The sequence below is a fragment of the Paenibacillus sp. FSL H7-0918 genome, assembly GCF_038007025.1.
In the GTDB taxonomy this organism is placed as follows: domain Bacteria; phylum Bacillota; class Bacilli; order Paenibacillales; family Paenibacillaceae; genus Paenibacillus_AQ; species Paenibacillus_AQ odorifer.
Map to the genome: position 1 here is coordinate 1,587,127 of NZ_JBBOWJ010000001.1, position 21,378 is coordinate 1,608,504.

The following is a 21,378-nucleotide window of genomic DNA, read 5'->3' on the forward strand; positions in this document are numbered from 1 at the left end:
CAAAAGAAAATACTTTATCAAAAAGTATAGCTTTTATTTAGTGATTTATCTACTAGGGAGTCTGACTGTAAAATTCCTGATACAGCTCATTTTGTCGCTCTTCTGATAAAAATGCCCAATCTTCATCTAACCACCCTGGTCCACCTTTCGTAAGAATATCAGCTTTATAAAGTTCTCCATTCATCTCATATTCCATGGTTAACGATTGTCCATTAATGTCTCTAAATCCAATGGTCGATGCAGGTGTTTGAATGCTTAAGGTCTCCATATCATAAAGCACTGTTTTGTCTTGGTATGTCTTATCTACCGGGTATTCTAGGTAACTAAATACGATCTGGTCATGCTCCTTATCCACTGCGATTATTGACTTATATTCTAATAGCTCCCAATCAAAGGACGTAAGCTCTTTCGGTACCACTGATTCTCCTGTCGCTGCTTTTTTAACATTTAGAATAAAAAATCTACCATTCTCCATAATGCCTGAACCTATAGTCTTCGTATAGGTAAATAGCAGAGCGTAATCGCCCGCTCCAAAAAATCCACTCAAATATTGATAAGTACTTGCCCCTCCTGCAAAAAGAGGTAAAGTATAAATCCTAGTAGCTGAAGAAGCCGATAATTCCGTCTGGTCCTTCGAGCTCAGGTAAAGAGTGAACGGTTCTGTAGGATGTGTGTACTTTGGCTTCTTGTAGTCCACCATCGGGGGTGGCGGCGACCAAAGGATTCCCGCTGTTGTCTCAACGGCATACGCTTTACTCTTATCTCTGTTCATTGGCAAAGGCATGTAGTATTTCTTACCGCTAATCTCAAATTCTACTGGACTTGTCGGAGGCTCTATCGCTTTATCATTAGTTGCAGGACTAGAAGAAGGCAGTATGCCTGCGCCTTGTGACTGAACGGATGACGAATGGATTGGCCCTGTGTTTTTCCATATGCCCATAGGGAAGGTAAGCGCACCTATCAACAAAATCGTAGCCAGACTGGTCAACACCACATTTTTATTTATCCAATAACGTTTGTAAGCTGAACTTTTATTCGCAGCAGCCTGTTCGATCCGCATCATTAACTCAGGCGTAAAACCATCTTCAATGAAAGGATTTTTGCCTGCTTGCGCATACCAATCCGTCTGCCCGATCATCACTGGATTACTATCATCGGCGTTGCGTTTCATTCCCTCTCCTCCTTCTGGATAGCCTCTTTAACCTTCTCTCTCGCCCGCGCGAGCCGAGATTTCACGGTTCCTTGTGCTACATTCAGCAAATCTGACATTTCGGCAATGGATAATCCATGTTGAATATCTAGCACAAGCACCTCTCTGTTCTTCTCTGGAAGGGTCATAATAATTTCCCAGATCCGGTTCGCATACTGATTGCCAAGGGCTTCTTTTTCCGCAGAAGGTGCATTAACAGCAGTAGGTTGATCACCCAAAGCTATGAATCTGCGCCAAAAGCTATTTTTGCTCCAACTGAAGGCCGTATTTCTGGTAATCGTAAGCAGCCAGGTTTTCATCGAAGATTGCCCCCGGTATTTCCCAACATTCTTGTACGCCTTCAAAAACACTTCTTGGCTGATATCATTTGCCTGCTCTCGACTTCTAGTTAAGAAAAAAGCATAATTCCACACATCCGAGCCATACGCCTCCATCATTTCCCGCAAACTCATTGCGGGCGCGTACGCTGCTGTATATGGTATATCTTCGCTTAGCATGTTTCGCCTCACCCCTTGCCTAATAAGACTTTCCAAATTTGAAAAAGTTCCCTCTAAAATAAAAAATAGGTCATTCATAAAAAAACACCACCGATGAACGTTTAAGCGTTCACTAGTGGTGTGTGGATATTTTTTAAAGAGAGCTGAATTTCTCCTGTAGCCGCCGTGCAAGCTCATCGTCCGGTAACGGATTACGATGCGTATTTTCCAGATAGATATGCTTTTCGGTCTCGGGCATCAAATATTCCTTATACCATAAAAACATATCCGGACTATCCCCCTGAATCCGCAAAAATTTACGGGCCGTTTCTACATGATCTATAGTGTTGGCAATATTGGTCAACCAATCAGCCCGATAAAAATGCTCCCACTGGCCGATCTCTGCCCGTAAAAGAGCCTGCTGGCCCTCCTTATAATCCCAAACCGCATGAGAAGCTTCGATAAACGCCTCTGGAAATCGCTCTTCTTGGTAACACATATACGCCTGGCAAAGAGAGGATAATCCTCTGCACCCGCTCCAATGCAGCTCAATTTGAACTAGCAGTTGAACATGCAGCCTGTTTCGCTCTTTTTCGGGTAAAAGTTCCATCACCTCTAGGCACTGCTTTCGCAGCAGATACCAGACTAGTACAACTCGCTCAGCTCGATCCCTGAACCATCGAACCTGCTCTACAAAAGGAACATCCCCTGCGGCCCAGCGCAGTCGCTCATCGCTCTCCGTCTTATTTTGCAGCCAATGCCCTATAATCTGCCTTGCCGGATGATGATAGAATTCATCGCCTGCGCGGTCGTCAGCATTAGGACCATATACTATGGTGTTTTTGAAGTAGCTTTTGTACAATTGTGCAATTCGCCCCTGCTGCGCTGTGTAGAAACGGTTAACGAAGGTCTGAAGCTGTTCATCAGCATCTGCTGTTCCATCCATCCACAACTTTGCTGTCAGATCTAATGTATAGAGATGAGGCAAAATATTCCCTGAATTCACTAGCAGATATTCACTAGCCCCTGCCGCAAATGCCCCCTGTAATTCCTCCACTATAAAGGACGGATCCGTTGGGAATTGTGTTAGATGATTGGAGGCCTGCAAGTCGTGGAAGGTGACGTGGTAATATACCCCGTTTTTGCCTTGATCTCCTGCCTCGGGTAGAGCAGGCACGCGCAGATTCAGATGGCCATGTCGTCGCGACACCATTTTACCGTATCCGTTATCCGCCCATATTTTAATAACACCTTCTGGCACTTCGATCTTTCCTTGTTTATACAGCTCCGCAATTTCTCCGTACATCGCCATACAGCACACAGGCTGGTCCACATATTCACAGATCATATCGTATTGCTTGCGAACTACAAATGAGATCAAATCGCCCCGTTTCTCCGGAGTATCAAAAGAGGGATCATTCTCCCAAAAAGGTTTATCACCCTGTCCGCGGAAAGAGAGCACCCAGAGTGTTTTTTCATCTTTTTGCCGCTCAATGGCCTCTCTCCACAGCTGTTCAAATAATTCTGGATATTCTTTATAGCTAGCCTGCTTGCCCGGAAAAGCACGCAGGAACATTTGCGCGCCAAGCGGCTCCGCATGATGATGTGTGATCCACAGTCCCATATCCACCGCAAGCTGATGATGAACTCCGTCTCTCGGCAAATCCGTCCCGGGGATTACCATATTTCCACCACAGCGCAGCAGCGCTTCAAAAACAGGCTCCCATACCTCCGCCGTCGGAGGATAATCCTCCTTCCAGCCGATAAGACACACTTCATCATTCACGAACCAACCTCGGTAGCGTACCTTTGGCTGAATGCTGTTGTAATCAGAAATAGGTAAATTGATCGCATGTTTCTTAACAGGAGGAAGCTCCGCCCAGAACCAGAAGGGATCGACACCAAGCACGTGGCGGCTATAATGAAGCATCCCATAAATAATGCCCAATTCATCGCGGCCGATAATATGCAAGATCCGATCCTCTTCACTACCTGTAAAACGCAAACAAAAACCCTCCGCCCATTCCGGGCAGCCATCATCCTCTGTCGCATAACGAATAATTACAGTAGCTGCTGCTCCTTGTACCGGAGCTTTTCCGAACACCTGCTCATGATCCCTGGCGATCATCCGCCAAGCATATCCAATTGGATTACTGCGTTCCACTTGAACATCATATACACTTTCCGTTGTGACTCTAAATTCTGCATATGTATTCACTATCGCTTCATCTCCTAATTCGCTACAAAACACGGAGGACACAAGCTTCTCACCACCGCACTTTGCAACATAGTTTAAGTAAGCATAGAGTTTACCAGAATCTTTCATCTCTATTATAAAGCGTTTACATAGATTGTGCATGCGTAATAATTACTGGAGGAGGACAGCGGCAACTGGATTAGAGCAGCTGGTGCTAGAAAGGACAACAGTTACTAGCATTAGAGCAGCTGGTGCTAGACAGGGACAACAGTTACATACTTAGAACAGCAGGTGCTAGAACAAATGGACTGGGATCATCAGCAAGTAACAGGAACTTATGTGAAAGTTAGTATCGCTACAACGATAATATGTAACTCAGGTGCTTTGATATGTTCATATGGAGCGTTTAGTTGCACTTTGTGCAACTAAAAAAGATCTTTCCAGCTCATAAAGTGATTTAGTTGCACTTCATGCAACTATTTCTGCTCAAATTTAGAAAAATAGGTGTTTTTCCAGATTTTAAGTGTACAAAGTGCAACTAAATGAAGATTCAGCTACTTTAAGGTGCGATCTATTGCACAAAGTGCAACTATACAAGGTTTTAGATTTTATAGTGGTGTAAAAGACCACGAAAGGAGCTTTAAAGGGGCCTTAAAGGGGCTTTAAAGGGACTTTATAGAGTCTGCGAAAATTAACATACACCACCCAGCGCTCAATCACATTACTCGACTACCTCCCTAATCCGCTCCCTCCGCCAACTTATGACGCACAATAATCCCTTCGGCCCGCACACGCATCTGAATCTCTCCCTGCTGATCCGTTCTATAAATAGCAGCTTGATTAGCTTTCAAACGTTCCAATACCTCAGCTTTCGGATGACCATATAGATTATTTACTCCTGCAGAAATTACAGCAGCGGCTGGGTGCCAAAACTGCAGCCAAGACTCGCCTGTTGAAGTTTTGCTCCCATGGTGAGCTACTTTCAAAACGTCAATGACAGGTCCTGCGTTAATGCGCTTTTGCAGGGCTTGCTGCACAATCTCGTCCTCGGCTTCCAGATCCATATCTCCGGTAAACAGAAAATTTCTTCCGTTCATCTCTAGACGAAAAACTACAGAATCGTGGTTCTGATCCTCCAGCAGTGGGATGCTATTCAGCATAGAAGAACCTGACGCTGCTCCCTCTCTATCTTGTTCTTCCGGCCATAAAAAGGACAGCTCCGTCTTATCATCCGGGGAAAGCCTCATTCCCTGATGTACGGCATACAGTTGAACATTGTTCTCCAGCGCAGTCCGCATCATCTCCATATAAGATTCACGGTCAGCGAGTGTGCCATTAAAAAGCAGTGCCGAAACCGGAATCGCCTCCATAACGGCTTGGAGTCCCCCGGCATGATCCTGATCCCCATGAGTCAAAATAATCGCGTCCAGACGGTGGATCCCACGTTTTTTAAGCAAAGGCACCAACACTTTAGCCCCTACCTCGAACGGGCTGCGGCGAATGCGCCATTCTTCTTTTTGCCCAAAATTTAACGTTCCTCCACCATCTACAAGAATATGAGCTCCTTTTGGTGTAGTGATGAGGATACTGTCGCCTTGCCCGATATCCAGGTAACTAATCGTCCCTTTACCCGCCTGACGTTCTGACTGATAACCCTTGTACAGCATTAGGCCCAGTCCAACCGCAGATAGTAGAACAATCGCTCCGCTCCAACGTACAATCTTAGGTTCATCCAAAAAATACTGTGCGCTCCCCGTTCCCCCAAACCCGCCGTGCTTGTTCACAGATAAACCAATCTCAGCTAACGGCCTCGTCTCATCCTCCATATACTGAGGTGTTGCGCGGGCTTCTACTCTTAGCTTGGCAGCATACAACAGCCCATACAATAAGACATAATACACTCCAATCCACAGCAGTGAAGGCGAGCGCCAAATCAGAACTCCACCAGCAAAACCATTAATCCATTCAACCGCATAAAAAGTAACGTTATTCAGCAGCTCCGTAATATGTGCCAAAAAAATCGCGGCATCTCCCCACAATCGTCCAAGCACTAGCGCAAGCGTTCCTAACGGCAATACGATAAAAGTAATAAAGGGCACAAAAACCAGATTAGCCACTAAAGACAGGAGAGAAAATTGATTAAAATAATAAATCGTCAATGGAAATGAGACCAACTGGGCAACTAGAGTCACAGAGACGGCGCTTTTAAGCCAGCGTGGCAGTGCGCTCAGCAGAGGGTCCATAAGCGGAACGTAGACCATTAATCCTAAGGTCACCAGAAACGACAACTGGAAACTGACACTGAGCAGCATGTAAGGATTCCAAATCAGCATAACCAGTGCCGCTGCAGCCAAAATATTCAGTCCATCCTTCAGCATGCCAACTCGTGCAGCGAGCAATGCAATCATACTCATTAATCCCGCACGCACGATAGACGGACCCGCACCTGTCAACAGGACGTATACAGGAACGAGCACTAAGGTGACTGTTAGCGTGGTTTCTTTTGTCATCCGTAAGCGCCTGAATATAAATAAAAGAACACCAACATACACCGCAACATGCATACCTGAAATAGCGAGGATATGTGTCAAACCAAGTTGTGAGAACTGCTTAAAGGTATCCGGATCGAGATCATCCTGCATCCCAATCACCAAACCCTTCATATATCCAGAGTGGCGCGCTTGAAACAGCCGATCCGTCTCCGCTCCAAGAATTGCCCGCGCTTTATCATTCCAGCGTAAGATCATTAACGGATTCCATGAATCTGGAGCAGTTGCTTGCACATTTTCTGCACCTTGACTCTTTAGAAGCCAGTGAATCTTCTGCGTATGCAAATAGGCCCGATAATCAAACCCTCCGTAATTCCGCGCTGTTGCTGGCTCTTCTAGTACACCGTTTAGCGACACCTGATCCCCTCTGCGCCACTCCGCAGCAATAGCGATTTCTTGCTCGGCAAGAAGTTTGATCTGCACCATAATTAACTCCCCATGCACTCTTTTATCTTGTTCATCCCGCGGATCAGGTGAAGCGGCATCTTCCTCAGTAATCAACAATAACTCTGAGAGCTTCATCGTGAAATCAACCCGGTCCCCGTCCCGTTCCACAACGGAAACTATCGTCCCCTTAGCCTCCACGGCAGTCTCATTCAACTCCGACAATAATCTCCCTAGCGCTTCAGGCAGGTGACTTAAATTACGGCCTTCATTCCATTCCCAATATCCAGCGGATAAACTAATCGCCAAACAAAATATCGCCAGCTGTTTCCAGCTCATGTTCACCCAAACTCTCATACTAACCAGTAAAATTAATAAACCAGCCCACGCCAACCACGTTCTAAACCCTGAACCTAAACACGCTGCTGCGCTTCCAGCAATCCAGCACACTGTAAAACTTAATAAGGGTCTCTCCTTCATGCCTCCACTCTCCTCCTTTCGCAAGATTTAACAAAAAAAAAGAACCTCTGCATACGCCATAAAAGCGCACGAGAGGTTCTTCCTCAAGCCATCTTATTCAATTAGGGTTGTACAATACAGCTACTCCGCTACTTTAATCATCGTTTCACTTGGCGGCTCATAGTTCTCCAATTGGCGAAATACGATGCCTTTGGCAGCCATCATTGCTTCTACCTTTTCCATATCCTTACGGTAAGGACGATAATACACAATCTCCACAATACCGCTATTAGCCAGCATATTTGCACAGGTCCAGCAAGGCTCATCCGTCACGTAGACGGTACTGCCTTCCCGGTCAATCCGGTCTGTGAATAGCAAAAGATTCTGTTCGGCATGAATCGTGCGAATGCAGCGCTGTTTCTTCACCATAGTCTCTACGCCATCCACGATCTCCATCTCATATTGCTCCGAGAGCATACAACCTGCCTCTGAGCAATCAGGTACGCCCATTGGCGCCCCGTTGTACGCGGTACCAAGCAGCTTCTTGCCTTGCACCAGTACAGCACCTACATGTCGTCGTGAGCAACGTGAACGAGTTGAGACCATACAGGCAATGTCCATGAAATAAGTATCCCAGTCTTTACGATAGGCAGTAGTCATAATCAATCTCCATATCCTTCTAAATAGTTGTTAACTATTGTAGCACATCCCCGCAAGTTTTCACTAGGACAACGGTTGTGGCACTTCCAACGATCTTCATTTCTTATTATCTTCAAAATATTACTAAAGCTTTTAACTTCTCCAGCATTTTAGGTCCTATCCCCTTTACCTTCCCCAGATCAGACAGGCTGCGAAAGGTCCCTGCACGGTTGCGGTAATCCATAATTGCCTGAGCCTTCTTTTCTCCGATGCCCGGAAGATCCATCAGCTCCTTAACACCCGCAGTATTCACATTTACTTTACCTTCCTGTGAAGCTGCTGATATGGAAAGCTCAGTTGTCTCCTTAGCCGCAACAACTTTATCCCCTGCCGGCGTTTGCTTCCCTGCAATGTTTGGCATTTGAACTTCTGCCCCTGCTGGTGTTTGGCCTTCTGCCATTGGCGTTTGGCCCGCTCCTTCTGCTCTCTCCCCCGCAACTGCTGTCGAAGCTTTTTCATCTGCCGAAGTTTGGACAGCTTGTTCTGCTTGCGCAGCCACCTTAACCTTCTCACCGTCTTCAGCATTCCCAGCAGCTTCAGCCTGCCCTGCATCTTTCTCTAAATGTAGCTTATTTCCCTTCGTCTGATGACCTCCCTCACTGCCCCCAGCAGCTGGAGCGCCACCAGACTCAGCGATTCCAACCGCTTGCTCCATACCAACATTCAAAGTCTCCCACCCGGCAATCCCGGAATCGCCCTTGCTCCCTGCCGCCCATAAAAGCCCACTTCCTATTACAGCAGCAGCCACTCCGAGTACGATACTTCCTTTATTCATATTACTTTCCTCCTCGCAAAAATTCTTCTTATGCCTTTTTGTGAATCTTCATACATTCCTGCGGCTGGAAACTCCTTTAATAATTCATACAAAACCTGTCATCTGTCCAAGTCTATCCTGCATACATATAACGAAGAGCATTCATGTCAGTTAGTAAATAAGCAACGCTAGAAAGGAGGAACCACAGGTGAAAGTTGGATTTATCGGAACAGGCAGCATGGGCAGCCTGCTGATTGACGCCTTTCTTTCTTCCGGAGCCCTGAATCCGTGCGATGTACTCGCCAGCAACCGCAGTCTGAATAAACTGCTGGAGCTAGAAGATCGTCATCCCGGCATAAACTTATGCGGAAGCAATAGTGAAACAGCGACTGGAAGTGACATTGTTTTTTTATGTGTAAAACCGCTGGAATTCAAAACCTTAACAGATGAGATCGGCCCTTATCTCCGTAGCGATCAAATCGTCGTATCCATTACAAGTCCCGTTCAATTGCAACATCTGGAATCCGCTTTGCCGTCCAAAATAGCCAAGATCATCCCCAGCATTACACACTGTGTCAAAAGTGGGACATCACTGTGCATATTTGGCAGCAGGCTTAATAAAGAAGACAGGCTCGTGCTGCTGCAGCTGTTGTCTTTCATAGGTGTTCCTTTGGAAATTCAAGAGGCCCATACCCGAATCGCTTCTGATTTCTCCAGCTGCGGACCTGCGTTCTTGAGCTATTTCATTGAACGCTGGATTGAAGCTGCGGTGGAAGTTACCGGGATTGAAGAGACGTTAATCAGCCGGCTTGCAGGTGAAATGCTGCTTGGAACAGGCAAGCTGCTAACAGAAGGAGAATTCACCCCGCAAGAGCTTCAAGAACGTGTAGCTGTCCGTGGTGGGATTACCGCAGAGGCACTGAACCATCTTCGCATTAGCCTTGAGGGCGTATTCGAACGTCTCATCATGACTACCCATGATAAATACGATGAGGATGTTACCAAGCTGGATGCATTATTTGGGCATGACGGTATTATTCAAAGTCCCGTAGACCGTTAGAAAACAATAAAACCCGCAGCACGGAATTCTCCGTTGCTGCGGGCAATATTGCGTTCTTCGCTTAACCCACTACGATATTTACAAGCTTGCCAGGAACCGCAATGATCTTGCGTACGGTTTTACCTTCTACTGCTGCACTCACATTCGGGAGTGACAACGCATGAGCTTGCATCTCTTCTTGACCCATATCCTGCGGGATCAATGCGCGTTGTACGATTTTACCATTTACCTGAATAACGATTTCAACCTCAGCATCCACCGTCCATGCTTCATCATACGTTGGCCAAGCCACGTAGCTGATACTTCCTTCGTGACCGAGCAGCTGCCACAGCTCTTCAGCGATGTGAGGCGCCAGTGGTGACAACATTTGTACGAAGTGTTCAGCAGCTTCTTGGGACAAAGTTTCTTGCTTATAAGCATCGTTAATAAAAATCATCAATTGGCTAATTGAGGTATTGAAACGCAGATGCTCGAAATCATCAGTGACCTTCTTAATGGTCTTGTGCCAAGTGCGTTTGAACTCGTCAGTGCCACCGTCTGCTGTGATTTTGGTGCTCAGCTTACCATCTTCACTCACGAACAGGCGCCATACACGGGACAAGAAACGGTGAACTCCTTCTACACCCTTTTCATTCCAAGGTTTGGTTGCTTCCAGAGGGCCCATAAACATTTCATACACACGCAGCGTATCTGCACCAAATGCTTCCACAATCTCATCAGGGTTGATGACATTTCCGCGTGATTTACTCATTTTTTCATTATTATTTCCAAGAATCATACCTTGGTTAACCAGCTTATGGAAAGGTTCTTTTGTTTCAACTACGCCGAGATCATAAAGCACCTTGTGCCAGAAACGTGCATAGAGCAAGTGAAGCACGGCATGCTCTGCTCCACCAATATACAGATCTACTGGAAGCCATGCTTTTTGCTTCTCAGGGGAGCAAAGCTCTTGATCGTTTTTCGGATCAATATAACGCAGGTAATACCAGCAGCTGCCCGCCCATTGCGGCATGGTGTTCGTCTCACGGCGAGCCTTCATGCCAGTCTCAGGATCGATAGTTTCCACCCACTCTGTTACATTCGCAAGTGGAGATTCCCCTGTACCCGAAGGTTTGATTGCCTCTACATCTGGCAGTACCAGCGGCAGCTGATCCACCGGAACAGTCTTCATTGTGCCGTCTTCCAAATGCAGAATTGGAATGGGCTCTCCCCAGTAGCGTTGACGGCTGAACAGCCAGTCACGCAGACGATAGGTTACTTTGCCTTTACCTACGCCCTTCTCTTCCAACCAAGCAATCATCTTAGCAATCGCTTCTTCATTCTTGAGTCCATTCAGGAAATCAGAATTGACATGCGGACCATCTCCGGAATAAACCTCTTCTTCAACGTTGCCGCCTTGAACGACTTCCACGATATTCAGGCCGAATTGTTTAGCAAATTCCCAGTCGCGAGTATCGTGACCCGGAACTGCCATAATTGCTCCCGTTCCGTAACCAGCAAGCACATAATCTGCAATCCAGATTGGCACCTTCGCACCATTCACAGGATTAATTGCATATGCGCCTGTGAAGACACCGCTCTTCTCTTTCGCCAAATCCGTACGCTCCAGATCGCTCTTACGTGAAGCTTTTTCACGATATTCTGCCACAGCAGCAAGCTGTGCTTCAGTTGTAATCACATCAACAAGCTCATGCTCTGGTGCCAATACGCAGTAACTTGCTCCGAACAGTGTATCTGGACGTGTAGTAAACACGGTCAGGTTAGCTTCGTGACCTTCAATGTTAAAGTTCACTTCTGCACCTGTTGATTTCCCGATCCAGTTGCGCTGCATATCCTTGATGCTTTCGGACCAATCCAGCTCTTCCAGATCCTCCAGCAAACGCTCAGCGTACTCTGTAATTCTCAGAATCCATTGACGCATCGGTTTGCGCACGACAGGGTGACCTCCGCGCTCACTTTTACCATCGATAACCTCTTCGTTGGCAAGTACCGTACCCAGTGCCTCACACCAGTTAACAGGTACTTCTGCTACATAAGCCAGGCCTTTGTTATACAACTGGATAAAAATCCATTGTGTCCATTTATAATAATCCGGATCTGTCGTACTGATCTCGCGGTCCCAATCGTAGGAGAAACCCAGCGATTTGATCTGACGACGGAAATTATCGATGTTCTTATCGGTAAAATCACGTGGATGCTGGCCGGTATCCATCGCATACTGCTCAGCCGGAAGTCCAAAAGCATCCCAGCCCATCGGATGCAATACGTTGAAACCGCGCATCCGTTTGTAGCGAGAAACGATATCCGTCGCTGTGTAACCCTCTGGATGACCTACGTGCAGTCCTGCACCTGAAGGATACGGAAACATATCCAGTGCATAAAAATTGGGTTTTTCAGGATCTTCTCCTGTCTTAAAGCTTTTGTTCTCATCCCAGAACTTTTGCCATTTCGGCTCAATAGCCTGCGCCCGGTAACCAGTAGCGGGTATGCTATTTGTTTGGTTGTCGCTCATTGTCTGCTCCTCCTTGGAGTGTTACTTCTTAGATTTCTTATTTCTTAACCAAGCATATTCGCCCTCGGTGTCCATATAAGGACGGTAAGCATTTATGCGGGAAATATAAGACATGAAGTATTGCGTGAAACGTATACTCTCTTATATTTACAAAAAAACCTCCCATCCCTAGCGTATTATCGCTAGGGACGAGAGGTTATAATTCCCGTGGTACCACCCTAGTTAGCGGCTGAATATACTTTATTCTGCCACTCACTTTGCACCCTTTAGCGGGGGTGAGGCGACGGCGGTTCATTCATGACATCCATTATCTCTTATGGATATCCTGTAAACTTGCACCGTTACTCCGAGGTGAGTTCACTCTGTTCCGTTAACCGACTCGCACCTTAGTGCCGGCTCTCTGCAATAACGGTATAGAATTAATACTCCTCATCATCGAACAACTATATACTGAGTCATCAGTAATATTCCCCAACATTATATACAAAACTGTTATCAATAGTCAATGATTATCCCTTTATACAGGCTTTCGTTTGATTAAAAACGCCATAAAGTGTTGAATAACGACTTTTGCAGCTGCAAAGAACGGTACAGCAAGGATCAGTCCAATCATCCCTGCCAGCTCACCACCTACCAGCAATGCAAAGATAATAAGCAGCGGATGCAAATGTAGCGTCCTGCCTACTACCTGTGGAGAAATAATATTGCTCTCCACAATTTGGCATAAAGTGTTTACCACAGCAACCAGTAGAACTAATCGAAAAGAGACGGTCGAAGCCATCACAATGGCAGGTGCAGCCCCTAGAAAAGGACCCATATACGGAACAATATTAAATACTGCCACCACACTGGCGAACAGTAAGGCATAAGGCATTCCGACGATAGCATAGCCGATATAGGCGAGCACACCTATAATGATACAGACCAGAAATTGTCCGCGAATGTAATTGCCGAGCGCGGCATCAATATCTTTTAACAAAGTAACAATAGACTTGCGGCGTGCGCGGGGCAGACAAGAGACCACCGTCCGTTCAAATACGTCAAAATCCTTCAGAATATAGAACACCAGAAACGGCACGATAAAAGCATTGAACAGCAAGTTAATCGTTGTCCCTATGTTATCGAGAAAATGAGAAATCCCTTCGGCCAGACGATTCTCCAGTTGAAAAAACCAGTTGTTCATCCCCATTTCAACCCCAGGTGGTATTAGCCTTGTATTCATATGGCTCATCAGGCCTTGGGCTTGCAGTGTAATCTCAGGCAGATGTTCATTTAACTCTTCAAGCTGCTCAATAAACATCGGGATAAGGTTGATGGCGATCACGGTAATCGCCGTTAGAAACACTGCATATATAAGTAGAACAGCTACGCTACGCGGCATCTTCCGTCCGGCCAGCATACTAACCACGGGATTCAGCACATAGGAAATAATCATAGCTGCCAGAAATGGAGCGAGGATTGCCTTTAAGAATACAAAAATCCCCTGCAGCATCGGACGAAGCAACCAAACAAAATACAAAATGATCAGGGATAGCAGCACTCCGATCATCCAGCGGAACCATTTACTTTGGGACCATTGTTCCATGAGAGTACCCTCCTGCGGTAGAGCCTGGACTAGCTTCGTAAATAAGTATATGTATGGCCGCAGCAAAATAACCATCAAACACACAAAAAAGCGTCAATAACCTTGCAACTGATTTCAGCTGAAAGGAAATTGACGCTTAAGTACATAGAGCAGTCTTGCTTACAAAGCAAGATTCATAGTTAAGACGACGCATGAATTTGCGGGAAATCCTGAGTCATATCATCCCCGGAGAACAGGTCGTCCAGTGAGCTTAGTGTGCCGTCTTCTTCAACTTGATAAACCGACATTTTCTCGCCATTTACCGTCAATTCGATGAAACAGCCCCAGCAATAAAACTGGTGGGAACCGATCTTTCCGATATCTTTGGAGTTGCAGTTTGGACACTTCATATAATACATTCCACCTATCCGTTAACAATATTAATGGCTTTTTGTAGCCGTTCTTCGCTCATCGCAGGAACCATTAATGCATTCTCACCAATGGACATCTCGTCAGAACAAGGCAGCCATTTGCGGCCTTCGATCAAATCAGTGACAAGCCCGTCACTAATTTCCAGCGCTCCTATTGTGTTTCCCAACTTTTGGTCAAAATAAACATCAGATATTCGTCCGAGTATAGTTCCAGTTGTAGTTAGCACTTTTAAATCCTTAAGTTTGTTCTTTCCAAGTAGAAAAGTACAAGGTATATGATCGGCATCTATCTTATCAATCGACTCTTTACTACGAATCATGACAGCATCCTCGCCGTAGGCCACAATATCTTCCCATGCCACAAATTTCACATGGCCACCAAAAAAAGATTTGCTTTCCAGTTCAATACCCGTAATATTCCAGTTTGAATCGAGCAAAATATCGACAATTTTGCCGATTGCGTTACCCTCTTCAACTTCATATACAGCCAAGCCGATCAGATCTTGAAGTTTCATGGCTGCTCGGTCTCCTCACTTTGAGTGTAATTACGAGTTCTCAAAAAGTGAAAGCCCGAATGATCAGGATACCTATCATAGCCTAGAAGTAACTAGTCTCTGATACGCAGCCGATTCAGAATGGTTTCAACTTTTCGAGCAACGTACTCAATTTCTTCAGTAGTATTACCCAAACCCATGCTAAATCGAATCGCGGACCCTAAAATATTTTCTGGAAGCTCCATTGCTCTCAGAACATGGGATATTTCCAGTGATCCTGACGTGCAGGCTGAACCGCTTGCTGCCGCAATCCCGTCCATATCCAGGTTCATCAGCATAACATCTGTTCTAGCTCCCGGGAAGCTCAAATTCAGTATACTTGGCAAAAAATGCTCGGTATTGCCGTTAATCGAATAACTTTCCCGGCCAATCAGCGCATCCAGCTCTTCAAGTAGTCTATTGCGCAGGAGCTGCACTTTTTGTCGACGTTCTGATAGACCTGTAACTGCTATCTCAACAGCCTTGGCAAATCCAGCAGTACCTGCTAGATTTTCTGTTCCGGCTCGTCTGCCGCGCTCCTGAAGGCCACCGTGGAGTCTTGGATGCAGCGGTGCTCCACTCCGCACATAAAGGCCACCGATCCCCCCAGGTCCATTGATTTTGTGAGCTGTAAAGCTCATGTAATCTACCGGAAGCTCCCGCAGTGTGATCGGTAAGGCACCAAGAGCTTGTACAGCATCAACATGGAACAGAATTCCCCGCTCTCTGGCAAGCTGGCCAATTTCCTGAATCGGCTGAACGGTTCCTACCTCATTATTGGCATACATTACACTGATTAGCACCGTGTCTTCCTGCACCGCTGCTTCTACGTCTGCAACGGATACTCGGCCTGTAGAATCCACAGGAAGATAAGTAACCTTAAAGCCTTCCTTCTCCAGCTCTTCGCAGGTATGTAGCACTGCATGATGCTCTATCGCAGAGGTGATAATATGATTGCCTTTCTGGGCAACAGCAGCGACAGCTCCATAGAGGGCTAGATTGTCGCTTTCGGTTCCGCCGCCAGTGAACACCCACTCTTCCGGCGAGCAGCCTAAAAAGGCGGCGATAGTATCGCGCGCCCCATTTAATATTTTCTTGGCTGAACGTCCGAACTGATGTACACTGGACGCATTTCCATATTGTTCTGTCATTATATTCAGCATGACCTTGGCCACCTCGGGATGAACCGGAGTTGATGCGGCGTGGTCCAAATAGATGGTTTTCATCATTCATTTCTCCACTTCTAGGGTATAGTACAATAGTTCGTTTTTAAGAACTATTAAATTATACCGCGCGAGAAGTTAGTTTTCCACAAACTAAAGAACACAATATTGTAATCAATTCCCTATATAGGCTAGGATAATGACAGCCAATTCTCTTCAGAGGTAACTTCTATGCCGTTTTTTCTAAGTAAAGCCGCAGTCACGCCGTTGCCAGCGATCTTCTTCCCTTTGAACTCTCCGTTATAAATCATGGTGCTGCCGCAAGAAGGACTGTTTTCCTTGAGGACTACCATCGTGGCTGAAACCTCTTGAGCTTTTTCAAGCGTAATATAGGCCCCTTTTAAATATAGTTCTGTTACATCTGTTCCCGACCGGTCCACTACTTTTGCCGTTCCTGCAAGCACATCCTCACCATCCCCGCCGACAATTTCAGCTGGCTCTCTAGGCGTAGAGAATCCCCCTAATAATTCCGGACACACAGCAATAGCCTGATTCTCATTCAATAGCTTCTGAATTTTCTCATCCAAACAATCCGTACCATTATATCTTACCTTCATGCCAGCTAAACAAGAGCTTACCAAAATCACCTATATGCACCGCTTTCTTCATTCATTGTGCTTCGTTTATAATAAGATACAACCCTCAACAGCCGTTCAAGCTAAGAAATATTTCGAGCATAACATGCTGATTACAAGCTGTAAACAAATCTAGCCTCAAAAACGACCGAATGGGAAGTGTATAAAATGTGCGGACGATATACAATAACAGTCACCATGGAAGAGCTGATGGTCAGATATTTTGCCAATGATTCTACCATTATCCACTATGCTCCAACATATAACGCAGCACCCATGCAGCAAATTCCGGCAGTCATTAACACAGGGTCCAGCAATAAACTTGGGGAACTGCGCTGGGGTCTGGTTCCTTCTTGGGCCAAAGATGATAAAATCGGCAGTAAAATGATCAATGCCCGGGCAGAGTCACTCCTTGAGAAGCCTTCTTTCAAGCGATTAGTAAGCTCCCGCCGCTGCATCATCCCTTCTGATGGTTTCTATGAATGGAAGGCACAGGGCAGCAGCAAACAACCCATGCGAATCGTGATGCGCGATGGGGGTATTTTTTCAATGGCCGGATTGTATGATATTTGGATGGACCCTGAAGGTAATAAATTAAGTACCTGCACGATTATAACGACTACCCCAAATGAACTTATGGCTGAAATCCACAACCGTATGCCAGTTATTTTGAAGCCTGAGGATGAGCCTGAATGGCTAAGCCGGAGCAATCAGGACGCAACTTCGTTAATAAAGCTTCTTAAACCCTATGATCAGCATCAAATGAGAGCCTATCCGGTTTCCACTGCAGTGGGAAATGTCCGGAATAATACGAAGGAATTAATCAATGAGATATAGACAGGAGGAAGTCATATTTATAAAACACATTTAAAAAAGTGGATCGTAGCAGGGTTAGTATTTCTGAGTTTATTTAGAATTCTGTTCTTTATATTAAAAGAGGTTATCTTTTCTTATGTCACTCTCCCTGATCCCTATAACAATATTATTCAAATGGTGGGAATGATTGTCACCCTTTTATTGACACTAATTCTGACCTCGTTGTTAATCCATGAAAAAACATCTTAACCCTGCAGATTAACCGCAGAGTTAAGACCAGCGCCGCTCAATTTGAATTCTACGTCCCATCAATTGATGATACATCTGTAGAAATCTGTCTGCATACAGCTCGGAGGACAGGTTAGTCCGGATATGCCATTCTCCATTCATCCTGATTCTGGCCCGCAGTGCCGGATCATCCATTAAGGATAGAGCAGCATTCACAGCTTCATCCAGCTGCCCTCTCGTGTATATTTTTCCAGTGTGATTGTTAATGACGAGTCTTCGAACGCCGTCAGAATCTGTAGTAAGTACAGGACAACGGCACAACATCGCCTCAGCAACCGCATATCCAAATCCTTCCAAAATCGAGGTCGAAAGGAGCAAACCTCCCGAATCACCAATAATGCTCATATAATCTGCCATTTGCTCATGAGGAATATTGGAATACGAAATTAATCGTGAAGAAATCCCTGTCTCAGCTACAAATTGATCAAAGCTTTCTTTTTGCTCTGGATCAAACAACGTATCATCCTGAAAAATCCATAAATAAAGCTCGGGATGGATCGCCAGCAGCCTTTGCCCGATTTGCAGAAATTCCCGCCAATTCTTATTCGTTTGAATGCGTCCTACCCAACCGAGGATAGGGAAACTTTTCGCGGGATAATTGGTATATCCAAACTGATCGCAATCGATCGGATCATCAAAACAATATTGTGGAATGGTTGGAAATCCGCCTTTGAAAAGCGCCTGCAAATGGGTTGTTTCCGGATACAGCAGTGCATCGGTGAGCCTGTAAATGCGCTCTGTAAAATTATTAACGACCTGCTCAGCTTCATCTAAGGTACCTAAACCCTGCACTTCAAAAACAAGCGCCCCTTTATACCCAAACTCTCGAATCCGCTCTGCTAAGTTAATATCCGTACACACTACAATTAAGTCAAAAGCTTCCCGAGCAAGCATTGCCCTGATCTCGTCATCACTATTGGTAATATGCGTTTGAATGTTACGGATATTCTGCTGTCCTTTTCCATGGTGTGTATACAGTAAATGGCACTCTACACCGCGAGCATATAACGCTTGGCAGCGAACTCGGTTCAGAGTTTGCATACCACCACTCGGGTTATAAAAAGTGAACAAAATCTTCATCATGATCACTCATTCGCAAATTATTTTAGGTAAAAGAGGTCTTCAACAAATCATACAAATCCGCGCTGCGAAACAGCTCATTATAATAGTGGCTTTTGGTCGAGGGGACATGTCTGTGTCGAAATCCAATCAAGCTATGATCATCCGTGTAGTAGTTGGAAATCGTATCCCCACCCGTAGTAATCAAAGCTTCCAGCATGTACTCAATATCGAGCGCTCCTATAAAAACCTTTGGACCTAAAACTATCGTAAATGGGGTGGATAGCTGCTCAATAGCACTGCAAATCGCGTGTGACTCCACAGCCCCAGGCAGCCAAGCGAACGCTGTCGCAGGATGAGGTATGGTTTCCAATAGAGCTGATGGCTGACGTGTAGTTGATAAATCCAGCACCCGGCATTCATAATTGCTATACGTTTGTTCGTACAGATTCTCTATCCTCGTTATTTCATCCGCACAAGCATTCACTACAGGATATAAAACGGTAATCATCGCCGGAATCCCTCTGCGAAACCGCGCCTGATGGCGGGTCAAATGATAGGCATATCTCCATCTACGATGATTTTCAACCGAATGTAACTGGGCAGATACACTAAAGGTAGAATCTACACGATAATTCACCAGTTCCACCGGTATAAAGCGAATCTCACAATGTTCAGCCAGTCTCAGCCAGTAATCATAATCTTCCACCGGTTCCATTCCATAAGCTCCAACAAGCTTCGCAATCTGTGTTTTGTACATAAAAGATACGCCAATGAGCGAATAATCCAGCAATCTCTCTTTGGGCTGTGACTGATAATTACGCTGCGTAGCCAATTGATGTTCGTTGTGAAGAAACTTTCCCTCGTTATCGATGCTTTGAAAAGAACTGAACACGATGCCTAACTCCTGTGGACCTCTAACTAGCGCCCCCCGAAGGATTTCGAGGAAACGGGGTTCATAAACATTGTCGCTGGAAACCCAACTCAAATATTGAATACTGGGCTCACTAAACAAAAGATCAAAGCCAGTATTCAGTGCATGTGCTATACCCCTGTTCTGTGCGTAAGAGATAACCGTTACCCTCGGATCTTCGACAATAATGGATCTCACGAGCGGTTCCATATCTGGTGCTCCATCGATCACAACAACCAGCCGAAAATTGGTAAAAGATTGGTGTAGAACAGACTGCAGAGCTTGCCGCAGAAACTCCGGCTTTTGGGTATACACAGGCATAACTACTCCTACATCCGCCATGATTTTTACCTCTCTCTACATTGGAGTATAAAATCAGTATATTTTGATTCCTCTCATCTGATTGTGTGAATGCCCCTAAAATACTTTATTGCGCCTAAAAAAGCAGCAATCGCCCTATTTCTTTCAGCGACTGCTGCTTAATGGTCTAAACGTTACTATTATATAGGGATAGATAATGCGGTAATCTGCGTCAATTCAGATTGAAGCACTCGCTGATCAGTAACTAGATTTCCGAACTCGTCCAGCCCATACACGGAGGTAACTACTTCTGCCAAAGGAAAAGGACTACTAATTTGTACCTCGTAAGCCAAATTGCCCCCAATGAAAAACTCTCTAATATCAGAACTCTTTGCAGGAACGTAATACCCTGTGACATAAAGCGGAGTAAGAGCTGGCATCGAATATGGAACACCAAAAACTTCGACGATCATCATTGCACTCGCATTACTTGTGTTACGAACACTGACTACTACATTACTTGCTGCAGTACCAGTTGCTCTTGTATTTGTAATAAGACCTGTTGTATAAGGCATTTCCTCACTCCTCCTCTTGGTTTCTATCAACTTATTCACCAGGAAGCCGATAGTTGTGAGGCAAGAGGAAGGGGAAACTCGTGGAATAACAGCCAATTAGACAGGTAGAAGATTATATTGATATCATTTCCGTTCCGCTTTGAGGATATGTCGACGGGTGATTTCTGCCTTCTTATAAATAAAAAATAAGTACAAATGTTCGCATATAAAGAATAATAGTGTTAAAATAAAGTTATACTATTCCTAAACTAAAGCCTAAGGAGTCTTGCCTAATGAGTCAAAGAGTTGCTTACAATGAAGTTGCACCTGAGGGTATGAAAATCATGATGGATATGGAGATGTACACCAAAAAATCTACGATTCATCGGACTACAAGAGAACTTATCAAAATCAGAGTTTCTCAAATTAACGGATGTGCTTTCTGCATAGATATGCATACATCCGAAGCTCGTAAAATGGGTGAAACCGAACAACGAATTTATTGTTTAAATGTTTGGGAGGAATGTACTTTTTATACACCTGAAGAGAAGGTTGCTCTAGAACTAGCTGAGCATATTACGCTGATCCCTTCCAAAAGAGTTCCGGATGAGCTATATAAACAAGTACGTGAACATTACGATGAGAAACAATATGTTGATCTTGTGCTGATTATTAATCAAATCAACAGTTGGAACAGAATTTCTATTGCAATGGGAAATACCCCCGCAGCACAATAATTAACATTAATTAACCTTAATGAACACTTTAGGGTGTTCTTTTTTTATTCTCCGCTCCGCACGTTCCACGGCTCCGTTGATATAT

18 protein-coding genes are annotated in these 21,378 nt (G+C 45.2%); 3 read left to right on the top strand and 15 right to left on the bottom strand.

Features of this window, described 5'->3' with window-relative positions:
* Positions 1-52: 52 nt before the first annotated feature.
* The 6 genes from MHI15_RS07295 to MHI15_RS07320 form a co-directional block, all read right to left on the bottom strand.
* The gene (locus MHI15_RS07295; RefSeq protein WP_076278810.1) at positions 53-1,171 is read right to left on the bottom strand and encodes a hypothetical protein; all 1,119 of its coding nucleotides are present in this window, start codon (positions 1,169-1,171) and stop codon (positions 53-55) included.
* Positions 1,168-1,662: an RNA polymerase sigma factor gene (locus MHI15_RS07300; protein WP_248549489.1), complete on the bottom strand. Its 495-nt coding sequence runs from the start codon at positions 1,660-1,662 to the stop codon at positions 1,168-1,170. Before MHI15_RS07300 ends, MHI15_RS07295 begins: the two co-directional genes overlap by 4 nt.
* A gap of 178 nt (positions 1,663-1,840) precedes the next feature.
* Positions 1,841-3,904, bottom strand: coding sequence for a glycosyl hydrolase 115 family protein (locus MHI15_RS07305; RefSeq protein ID WP_341164285.1), 2,064 nt, complete (start codon positions 3,902-3,904; stop codon positions 1,841-1,843).
* 716 nt (positions 3,905-4,620) lie between these two features.
* Positions 4,621-7,296 carry a ComEC/Rec2 family competence protein gene (locus MHI15_RS07310; protein ID WP_341164286.1) on the bottom strand — a complete coding sequence of 892 codons (2,676 nt, stop codon included), beginning with the start codon at positions 7,294-7,296 and terminating at the stop codon, positions 4,621-4,623.
* A 120-nt stretch (positions 7,297-7,416) separates the two neighbouring features.
* Positions 7,417-7,935 carry a deoxycytidylate deaminase gene (locus tag MHI15_RS07315; protein WP_076137388.1) on the bottom strand — a complete coding sequence of 173 codons (519 nt, stop codon included), beginning with the start codon at positions 7,933-7,935 and terminating at the stop codon, positions 7,417-7,419.
* Positions 7,936-8,047: 112 nt separating this feature from the next.
* Complete coding sequence (locus tag MHI15_RS07320) at positions 8,048-8,749, bottom strand: ComEA family DNA-binding protein (RefSeq protein ID WP_341164287.1); 702 nt, start codon at positions 8,747-8,749, stop codon at positions 8,048-8,050.
* Positions 8,750-8,936: 187 nt separating this feature from the next.
* Between MHI15_RS07320 and comER the strand changes: the two genes are divergently transcribed.
* The gene (gene comER, locus MHI15_RS07325; protein ID WP_036677548.1) at positions 8,937-9,788 is read left to right on the top strand and encodes a late competence protein ComER; all 852 of its coding nucleotides are present in this window, start codon (positions 8,937-8,939) and stop codon (positions 9,786-9,788) included.
* Between the two features lie 61 nt (positions 9,789-9,849).
* On the opposite strand, the gene leuS is transcribed toward comER, so the two are convergent.
* The 6 genes from leuS to MHI15_RS07355 all read right to left on the bottom strand — a co-directional run bounded on the left by leuS (position 9,850) and on the right by MHI15_RS07355 (position 16,638).
* Entirely contained in the window at positions 9,850-12,300 is a 2,451-nt protein-coding gene (gene leuS / locus MHI15_RS07330; protein WP_076303081.1) for a leucine--tRNA ligase, read from the bottom strand.
* Positions 12,301-12,817: 517 nt separating this feature from the next.
* Positions 12,818-13,885 (bottom strand): AI-2E family transporter, encoded by a 1,068-nt coding sequence (locus MHI15_RS07335; RefSeq protein ID WP_036677553.1) that lies wholly within the window; start codon positions 13,883-13,885, stop codon positions 12,818-12,820.
* Positions 13,886-14,064: 179 nt separating this feature from the next.
* Positions 14,065-14,274, bottom strand: a complete 210-nt coding sequence (locus MHI15_RS07340) for a hypothetical protein (RefSeq protein ID WP_036677557.1) — start codon at positions 14,272-14,274, stop codon at positions 14,065-14,067.
* A 14-nt stretch (positions 14,275-14,288) separates the two neighbouring features.
* A complete protein-coding gene (locus MHI15_RS07345) occupies positions 14,289-14,810 on the bottom strand; it encodes a PRC-barrel domain-containing protein (protein WP_036677560.1) in 522 nt (173 codons plus the stop codon).
* 92 nt (positions 14,811-14,902) lie between these two features.
* The gene (locus MHI15_RS07350) at positions 14,903-16,054 is read right to left on the bottom strand and encodes a cysteine desulfurase family protein (protein WP_076278813.1); all 1,152 of its coding nucleotides are present in this window, start codon (positions 16,052-16,054) and stop codon (positions 14,903-14,905) included.
* Positions 16,055-16,182: 128 nt separating this feature from the next.
* Complete coding sequence (locus MHI15_RS07355; RefSeq protein WP_076129681.1) at positions 16,183-16,638, bottom strand: DUF523 domain-containing protein; 456 nt, start codon at positions 16,636-16,638, stop codon at positions 16,183-16,185.
* A 156-nt stretch (positions 16,639-16,794) separates the two neighbouring features.
* Here MHI15_RS07355 and MHI15_RS07360 point away from each other — a divergent pair, with 156 nt between their 5' ends.
* The gene (locus tag MHI15_RS07360) at positions 16,795-17,463 is read left to right on the top strand and encodes an SOS response-associated peptidase (protein ID WP_076129680.1); all 669 of its coding nucleotides are present in this window, start codon (positions 16,795-16,797) and stop codon (positions 17,461-17,463) included.
* Positions 17,464-17,712: 249 nt separating this feature from the next.
* Here the strand turns inward: MHI15_RS07360 and MHI15_RS07365 are convergent, their stop codons facing one another.
* From MHI15_RS07365 to MHI15_RS07375, 3 genes are all read right to left on the bottom strand, one after another.
* On the bottom strand, positions 17,713-18,810 hold the full coding sequence (locus MHI15_RS07365) for a glycosyltransferase family 4 protein (RefSeq protein ID WP_341164288.1): 1,098 nt from the start codon (positions 18,808-18,810) through the stop codon (positions 17,713-17,715).
* 25 nt (positions 18,811-18,835) lie between these two features.
* Positions 18,836-20,044 (bottom strand): glycosyltransferase family 2 protein, encoded by a 1,209-nt coding sequence (locus MHI15_RS07370; protein WP_076185497.1) that lies wholly within the window; start codon positions 20,042-20,044, stop codon positions 18,836-18,838.
* A gap of 158 nt (positions 20,045-20,202) precedes the next feature.
* Entirely contained in the window at positions 20,203-20,577 is a 375-nt protein-coding gene (locus tag MHI15_RS07375) for a hypothetical protein (RefSeq protein WP_076129677.1), read from the bottom strand.
* A gap of 272 nt (positions 20,578-20,849) precedes the next feature.
* On the opposite strand from MHI15_RS07375, the gene MHI15_RS07380 reads away from it, so the two are divergent.
* Positions 20,850-21,293, top strand: a complete 444-nt coding sequence (locus MHI15_RS07380) for a carboxymuconolactone decarboxylase family protein (protein WP_341164289.1) — start codon at positions 20,850-20,852, stop codon at positions 21,291-21,293.
* Positions 21,294-21,378 lie beyond the last annotated feature (85 nt).